This is a genomic window from Xenorhabdus sp. PB62.4, from assembly GCF_014467285.1.
GTDB lineage: Bacteria > Pseudomonadota > Gammaproteobacteria > Enterobacterales > Enterobacteriaceae > Xenorhabdus.
The window spans coordinates 1-1,054 of record NZ_NKHR01000088.1; the positions used below are offsets into that span (position 1 = coordinate 1).

Genomic DNA, 1,054 nt, shown 5'->3' on the forward strand with positions numbered 1-1,054 from the left:
GAGGGCACGAACGTGACATCCTGTTCTTTATCAGGGTCAAAATGCGTAAAACGGCAGGTAAAGGGCGGGAAAGCCTGTTTGTCCCCGTGCCAGAATTCATTTGCCAACAGGGTATCAACGGCGGGAATTCCCGTGGCAAACCAGCTGATCGTGATGGCTGGCGACAGGGGATCGGTGACTGACGAATGGGTTGCCTGGGCCAGCTTATCAGTATCTTTCTGTCTGACCCGGCCAAATCCCCGGAACTCACGCTCTCTGCCATCCCAGGCGCCATGGGCATAATCCTGCTCTGACGTCAGCCGGTTACCCGTGATTTCATCCACGACTTCGGTTCGCCACAAGACATGAATAGGGAATGGCAGATAACTGGTTACAGCCCGTCCCACGTTTTCGGCCTGGTGTTTTTCATCCAGCCAGAACTGCGCCGAACTGCGGTAAAACAGCGTGGTCTCCGCGCCCATATTATTGTTGATGATATTCAACAGCCAGGGTTTGTGTCGCGTCAGGTCAAGGCGCCAGTGTTGTACTGCCCTATGCGGTACGGTCAGGATAATGCTGGATACGCCTAATCCCTGCGTATCAGCAATATGTAACTGACAGGTCCGGTCAAACAGCACACCCTCAGGCAGATTGATACGCACGGGTGGAGCAAACTGATTACCGCTTTCATTGATAAACAGCTCCAGATAGGTGCTGTGGACATAGAGAATATCGGTGGTGCCGGAACCGTCAATATCGGCCAGATACACCTGATCGGGATTAAAGTTTTTGGCTGAGGCGGTAAATCCTGACAACCTGATGGGTTGTCCAAAACGGCCGTGTCCCAGATTAGGCCAGCATGTCACGCCGTCAGCCGCAATTTCTGTCAGATGCTGTTGACCGGAACCCAGCATATCGGCAAAGGCGACCAGTTTTCGCGCATCTGCACCGGGGATCGGTAATGTCATGCCGTCGGACTGGATAACGGTGCTGCCTTTTTTCCAGCCCGTTGGTTGGTTAGCGTACAAACGGACACTGCGGGGTCCAATCATGACCAAATCAGCCAGTCCCGCCC

1 protein-coding gene is annotated in these 1,054 nt (G+C 53.8%); it reads right to left on the reverse strand.

Annotation, left to right across the window (positions count from 1 at the left end; genetic code table 11):
- Positions 1-1,031 (reverse strand): toxin TcdB middle/N-terminal domain-containing protein (locus tag Xenpb_RS20590; protein ID WP_368666853.1); only part of this gene is annotated, 1,031 nt, incomplete at its 3' end.
- Between the last annotated feature and the right edge of the window lie 23 nt (positions 1,032-1,054).